Raw genomic sequence first — 5,854 nt, 5'->3', positions numbered from 1 at the left:
GCCGGGGCGGCGGGGCGCTTCGCCTTCCCCTGGGCGGGGGCGGCCCTGCTCGGCCTTTCCGCCTGCGCCGCCGGGCCGGCACCCGCCTGCCCCGCCGGGATGCGGGCCGCCACGGTGGCGGAGCTGTTCCTCGGCCGGAACCGTGCGGGCGCCCCGCCGGTGGGCGAGGCGGAATGGGACGCTTTCCTCGCCAGCGAAGCGACGCCGCGCTTTCCGGACGGTCTGACCGTGCTGGACGCCGCCGGGCAGTGGCGCGGGGCGGATGGCCGGGTGGAGCGGGAGGCGTCGAAGCTCCTGGTCGTCGTGCTGCCCGGTGTCACCGCCGGGGAGGCCCGCGCCCGCCTGGACCCCCTGGCGGAAGCCTATCGCCTGCGGTTCCGGCAGGAGTCCGTGCTGCGGCTGCTCGGCCCGGGATGCGCGGGGTTCTGATCCCGTCAGCCCTTCCCCGCCGGGTCGCGCGGATAGACCCGGCTGTCATAGGGCGCCGGGTGGAAGGCCGGATCGAAGAGGCAGGTCTCCGGATAGGCCTTGCGGTAGCCCTCGCAGGACGCCGCGATGGCCGCCGGCTCCGGTGGCTGCTTCGTGTCCACCCACCGCGACAGGGCCGCGAAGGCCGCCGCGTATTCCGGCGTGTGCAGCTTGCTGTGGACATGCTCCCGCGTAAAGGTCTGCACCAGCAGCGCCGCCGTGCCCGCCTTCTCCCGCACCGCGCGGTAATGGCTCTCGTGCTCGACAAAGGCGGTGGGGTCGTCGATCGCGTGCAGGGTCAGGGTCGGGATCGTGACCTTGCCGGTGAGGTCGCTGTCCTCCGCCAGCTCCGCCACCGCCTGCGGATCGGCCTGCAGCCGCGCCACGCCCGCGTTCAGCGCCGCGTCGTCGGCGGAACCCGTGTAGCGCACGCCCTCGTTGCCGAAGGGGCTGCGGCCGCCCAGCCGCTCCGCCACGATGTCGCGGTACAGGAAGGTCGCCCAGTTCATGTGCGAGGCCAGCGTGCGCTCCGGCACCCGCGTCACCGCGGTGATCGCGGCCAGATTCCGCGCCTGCTCCGGGCTGCGCTCGGCCGCGGGCTTTCCGGCGCCGGTGCAGGCCTCCACCCGTTCCGTCAGTTCCTTGCCCGTCATCCGCTGCCCGGCGGGCAGGCCGATGTTCAGCGGATACTGCGGCTCGTCCGGCCCCGGATGGTTGTGGCAGTAGTACTGGTACACGGCGCGCAGGTCGGTGCGGTAGCCATAGCCCTCCGTGCCGCCCGCCAGCACGCCGCTGGTCAGCAGCGCCCCGTCATAGCTGTCGGGGTAGAGCTCGATCGCCTTGGCCGCGACATTGCCGCCCCAGGACTGGCCATGAATGAAGGTGCGCTTCGGCTTCGCCACCTCGGCCACGAAGAGCTTGCGGAGGTTTTCCGTATCCTCCGCCGCCATGCGCACGCCATAGCCGCCACGGCGGTAGCTGCTGCCCGCCCAGGCATAGCCCTCCGACACGGTGACGGCGAAGCGCTGGAGGTCCTCCACCGGATCGTCCGGCTTCGGCGCGCCGAGGCGGGGCCCGCCATGGCTGTGCACCACCAGCGTTCCGTTCCAGTCCTTCGGCACCGCGATCCAATAATAGGCACCGTTGCCGTCGCGCCCGCGCCGGCATTCCGTGCCGGCAGGCAGCCCGTCGGGGCAGGCAACGCCTTCCGGTGCGGCCTGCGCCGGCCTGCCGAGCGTCAAGAGCATTGTCAGCAGGCCGCTCCCCACCAGCAGCGTCTTGGAACAGCGCATGGCTCTCCCTCCTCATTGTTGCCGGGAGGCTAGAGCAGGTCGCAACCCGGCGAAATCGGGCGGGCCGGTAAAAGCGCTGTCGTGTTCAACCACTCGGATCAAGGTGAACGCTTCATTCCGAAGGCCACTCACTACAACCATAAGGGGAATAGTATATCTATTACGCCCATCTGGAAGGGAATGAGTGGCTTGATCCGGTGGCCCGCCTGCCTTGCGCTTCTCCTCCTTGGTGGCTGCGCGAGCCGATCTCTCCCTTTGCCGCCGCATTGGGCCGGATCGGCACCACAGGGTCCGGCGCAGACTGAGGCGCCGCGAGCGGCCCTCGGTTCGGGCCTCCGCCCCAGCGCCGAGGAACTGGCGCCCGGCGAAGCCGACCGAGCCCTGATGCTCCTTGCCCGTGCGACCGGGGACGGGCGCAGCGCGCGCAGTCCGGTGACCGTACCGAACCTGATCCTGGCCTACCTCATGGTCCGCGACTCCGGCCTGCACTTCGAGCGGCACCGCATCGAGCGGAAGGAGGGCGGTATCCTCGACGTGATCGAAGCCAGCGATCGTGCGACCGGCCAGCCCAGGCCCATCTTCTTCAGGACGGAACCGAAAACGCCGGAAGAGATCACGGCTACGCGGGCCTTGCGCTCGATCATGACGTCCGGCGATGGACGCAGCCCGCGCACCGCCTTAGCGGTGCCGGGGGTGCGCACGGAATACGCCATCCTCTTCATGCTCGGCCTGCAACGAAGCCAGCAGGTCCTGATGCCGCAGGATGGCGCATACTATGACCGTCTTACGGTGATCGACCCGGCCGATGGCACGGTGCGGGAAATGTATTTCCGCCTTCCCGGGGCCCCGGGCCTTTCAGTCAGAAGTCTCTGACGCCGCCTCAGCAGGGCTCCGCCACGAAGGTCTGGCTGGGGCGCACGAACTCGTCCTGCGCCGCCACGGTCAGGATCTCGCGCGACCCCGCCTCGGCCGTCCGCCGCAGCAGCCCGTGGATCGAGGAGGCGGCGGAGGAGACCGCCACCCGCACATCGCCCCAGCGCAGCCGGTGGAACAGGAACAGCGCCGCGATGGCATCGCCCGCGCCATTGACCGAGATCGGCAGCAGCGGCGTGCGGACCCGCCAGAACTGCCCCCCCTCCGCCGCCAGCATCTCGATGGCATCGGCCGGGGTGTCCTCCACGCGCAGGGAGGTCACCAGCACGCAGCGCGGCCCGCTTTCCTGCAAGGCGCGCACGGCCGCCTTCGCCTCGGCCAGCGTGCCGACGGCGCGGCCGGTCAGCCATTCCAGCTCGAACTGGTTGGGGGTGGCGATGTCGGCGGCGGGCATGGCCCGGTCGCGCATGAACTCCGGGATGCCGGGGCGGACGAAGACGCCGCGCCCGACATCGCCGATCACCGGGTCGCAGCAATAGACCGCCTGCGGGTTGGCCGCCCGCACCCGCGCCACCGCCTCCAGGATCGCCTCGCCGATCGCCGCATCGCCCATGTAGCCGGACAGCACCGCGTCGCAGGTGCCGAGCACGCCGCGCTCCTCGATCCCCGTCACCAGCTCGCGGATCAGCTCCGCCCCGAAGACCTGGCCGCGCCAGGCGCCGTAGCCGGTGTGGTTGGAGAACTGCACGGTGTTGAGCGCCCAGACCTCGGCGCCCAGCCGCTGCAGCGGAAACACGGCGGAGGCATTGCCGACATGGCCATAGGCGACCCAGGACTGGATGGAGAGGATGTTCATCGCGGCTTCACCAAGGAGAGACGATCGCACATCCCCGGTTTGGGCGCGGCGCGGGCCGGGGGCAAGGCCATCCGGGCCGGGGCCCCGCGCGCGCGATACGGCCGGGAGCGGCGGATACGCCCTTGGCGGTTGCGCCGCCGGGGCGCGGCGGCTAGAAGCCGCGTTTCCGCGCGCCCGGTCGGCATCGGGCGGCCACTAGACACGAGACCCCCGATGAAGCCCGACATCCATCCCGACTACCACGAGATCACGGTCATCATGACCGACGGCAGCACCTTCAAGACCCGCTCCTGCATGGGCAAGGAAGGCGACACGCTGCGTCTGGACATCGATCCGAAGTCCCATCCGGCCTGGACCGGCCAGCAGCGCGTGATCGACACGGGCGGGCAGATCGCCAAGTTCAACAAGAAGTTCGCCGGCATCGGCGCCCGCAAGAAGGGCTGATCCTCCGGCCCCGGCCGGGGCATGGGCGCTTTCCGGGCCTCGCGGGCTTTCCCGCGGGGCCTTTCGCGTTTCCGGCAGGTCCGCAGGCGTGGCGGCCGGAACCTTTTTCCCGCCGGCCAGGGGCCTTGAACGCGCTGTTTCCCCTCCCAATCTCCCCGCTGCCAGCGATGCCCGATCGGGGTCGCCGGCGCGGCAACGGCCAGCACATCGCCCCTGGTGGGATGTCCTCCGGCCCCTCTGCCGCCCCGAAACTGGACCTTGCTTGGCTTGAGGAGGTTCTCGTGAACGCTTTCGACCTTTCCCCCCTTCTTCGCACCGCCATCGGCTTCGACCGCATGGCCCGGCTGGTGGACACCGCCCGCGCCGCCGCGGACGGCCCCGCCTATCCGCCCTATAATATCGAACGCGTGTCGGACGACGCCTATGTGCTGACGATGGCCGTGGCGGGCTTCGGCCCCGACGACATCGAGATCACGGCGCAGGACAACGTCCTCGTGGTATCCGGCAAGGCGGCGCAGGACGACGCGCAGCGCCGCTACCTGCATCGCGGCATCGCCGGCCGCGCCTTCGAGCGCCGCTTCGTGCTCGCGGACCATATCCAGGTCCAGGGCGCCGACATGGAGAACGGCCTCCTGCACGTCTCCCTGAAGCGCGAGGTGCCCGAGGCGCTGAAGCCCCGCCGCATCGCCATCGGGACGGCCGCGCCGCGCGCCGCCCTGGAAGTGGCGAACGAATCGGGCAAGGGCCAGCCCAGGGCCGCCTGACGCCCGCAGCCCCCGGGGCCGGTTCTTCCGGCCCGGGGCGATCCGGCGGGCTCCCTTTCCGGGACCGACGGGCTGGCGGAGCGATCCGCCGGCCCTTTTTCGTGCGCCCCCCCGTGGCGCCACGGGCCGGCGGCATCCCCGCCTGTCCGACTCTTTTGATCGGGATTGGCCCAGCGGGGTTTTGACCCGGCCCGGGCCTCTCACTATAGGAGGCGCCGACCTGCCGCAGCGGGCCGCTCCCCTTGGCTCCCGATGGGTTCATCCTTTCCGCGGGGCTTTTCCCAGGGTGGCCCCCTGGCGTTCTTTGCCCGACGCTCCTTTTCCGGGGGCCAGGCCCCTGTCCAGAGGTTACGCTCCGATGTCCAGCCCCCTGATGCCCAAGGCCACCGCCGTGTGGCTGATCGACAAGACCTCCCTCACTTTCGAGCAGGTGGCCGATTTCGTCGGCATGCATCCGCTGGAGGTGCAGGCGATCGCCGATGGCGAGGTGGCGCAGGGCATCGTGGGCTATGACCCGGTCGCCAACGGCCAGCTGACGCGCGAGGAGATCGCGCGCTGCGAGGCTGATTCCAAGGCGCGGCTGAAGCTGCTGGCCAGCCCGATCCCGGTGCCCAAGAAGCGCGGCAAGGGCGCCCGCTACATCCCCGTCTCCAAGCGCACCGACCGGCCGGACGGCATCCTGTGGCTGCTCCGCAACCACCCCGAGCTGACCGACACCCAGATCGAGAAGCTGCTGGCCACCACCAAGGAAACCATCGCCAAGGTGCGCGACCGCACCCATGCGAACTCCGCCAACATCAAGCCGCGCGATCCGGTGATCCTGGGCCTCTGCACCCAGTCGGAGCTGAACGCCGCCGTGGCCGCCGCCGCCGACCGTGCCCCCGGTGCGGCCCCGGCGATGATGCCACTGGCCGATGACGAGGCCGAAGCCGAGGGCAACTACTGAGGCGGAGGCCCGGCCTCCCCTTTCCCGCCGCACTTCCGGAGGCCGGCGCCGCGAAGCGCCGCCTCGCGGCAGGCGGCGCTTGAGTTCCGGCCCGTTCGGGCCGGCGCTCCGCCTGGCGTCGGTCCGTGCCTCCGCCGGCCGGTGGCCCCGGCGCGCGGAAGGCCTCCGGGGCTACGCCGCCCGGCCGTTCGGCCCATCCCTGCCGTCCTGA

7 protein-coding genes are annotated in these 5,854 nt (G+C 71.1%); 5 read left to right on the top strand and 2 right to left on the bottom strand.

The window, feature by feature from the left end; genetic code table 11:
* Nucleotides 1-429 (top strand): DUF3574 domain-containing protein (locus tag ROTAS13_RS18095; protein ID WP_216348680.1); only part of this gene is annotated, 429 nt, incomplete at its 5' end.
* Between the two features lie 5 nt (nt 430-434).
* Here ROTAS13_RS18095 and ROTAS13_RS18090 read toward each other — a convergent pair.
* Nucleotides 435-1,760: a S9 family peptidase gene (locus tag ROTAS13_RS18090; protein ID WP_075823019.1), complete on the bottom strand. Its 1,326-nt coding sequence runs from the start codon at nt 1,758-1,760 to the stop codon at nt 435-437.
* Between the two features lie 384 nt (nt 1,761-2,144).
* Between ROTAS13_RS18090 and ROTAS13_RS18085 the strand changes: the two genes are divergently transcribed.
* Nucleotides 2,145-2,633, top strand: a complete 489-nt coding sequence (locus ROTAS13_RS18085; protein WP_058389394.1) for a hypothetical protein — start codon at nt 2,145-2,147, stop codon at nt 2,631-2,633.
* Nucleotides 2,634-2,640: 7 nt separating this feature from the next.
* On the opposite strand, the gene pdxY is transcribed toward ROTAS13_RS18085, so the two are convergent.
* On the bottom strand, nt 2,641-3,489 hold the full coding sequence (pdxY, locus tag ROTAS13_RS18080) for a pyridoxal kinase PdxY (RefSeq protein WP_019459522.1): 849 nt from the start codon (nt 3,487-3,489) through the stop codon (nt 2,641-2,643).
* A 213-nt stretch (nt 3,490-3,702) separates the two neighbouring features.
* Between pdxY and rpmE the strand changes: the two genes are divergently transcribed.
* The 3 genes from rpmE (at nt 3,703) to ROTAS13_RS18065 (ending at nt 5,643) form a co-directional block, all read left to right on the top strand.
* Nucleotides 3,703-3,933 carry a 50S ribosomal protein L31 gene (gene rpmE, locus ROTAS13_RS18075; RefSeq protein ID WP_019459523.1) on the top strand — a complete coding sequence of 77 codons (231 nt, stop codon included), beginning with the start codon at nt 3,703-3,705 and terminating at the stop codon, nt 3,931-3,933.
* A gap of 281 nt (nt 3,934-4,214) precedes the next feature.
* The gene (locus ROTAS13_RS18070; RefSeq protein WP_058389395.1) at nt 4,215-4,697 is read left to right on the top strand and encodes an Hsp20 family protein; all 483 of its coding nucleotides are present in this window, start codon (nt 4,215-4,217) and stop codon (nt 4,695-4,697) included.
* Nucleotides 4,698-5,055: 358 nt separating this feature from the next.
* On the top strand, nt 5,056-5,643 hold the full coding sequence (locus ROTAS13_RS18065) for a DUF1013 domain-containing protein (protein ID WP_058389396.1): 588 nt from the start codon (nt 5,056-5,058) through the stop codon (nt 5,641-5,643).
* The last annotated feature ends 211 nt before the right edge of the window (nt 5,644-5,854 follow it).

Origin of the sequence: Roseomonas sp. TAS13, from assembly GCF_001950415.1 — a bacterium.
GTDB lineage: Bacteria > Pseudomonadota > Alphaproteobacteria > Acetobacterales > Acetobacteraceae > Roseomonas > Roseomonas mucosa.
Note: the sequence above shows the minus strand (reverse complement) of the source record. Positions and strands in the feature narration are given on the sequence as shown.

Coding starts and splice junctions, on each gene's coding strand:
- ROTAS13_RS18090 (WP_075823019.1), bottom strand. CDS start 1,760: ATGCGCTGTTCCAAGACGCTGCTGGTGGGGAGCGGCCTGCTGACAATG.
- ROTAS13_RS18065 (WP_058389396.1), top strand. CDS start 5,056: ATGTCCAGCCCCCTGATGCCCAAGGCCACCGCCGTGTGGCTGATCGAC.
- pdxY (WP_019459522.1), bottom strand. CDS start 3,489: ATGAACATCCTCTCCATCCAGTCCTGGGTCGCCTATGGCCATGTCGGC.
- rpmE (WP_019459523.1), top strand. CDS start 3,703: ATGAAGCCCGACATCCATCCCGACTACCACGAGATCACGGTCATCATG.
- ROTAS13_RS18085 (WP_058389394.1), top strand. CDS start 2,145: ATGCTCCTTGCCCGTGCGACCGGGGACGGGCGCAGCGCGCGCAGTCCG.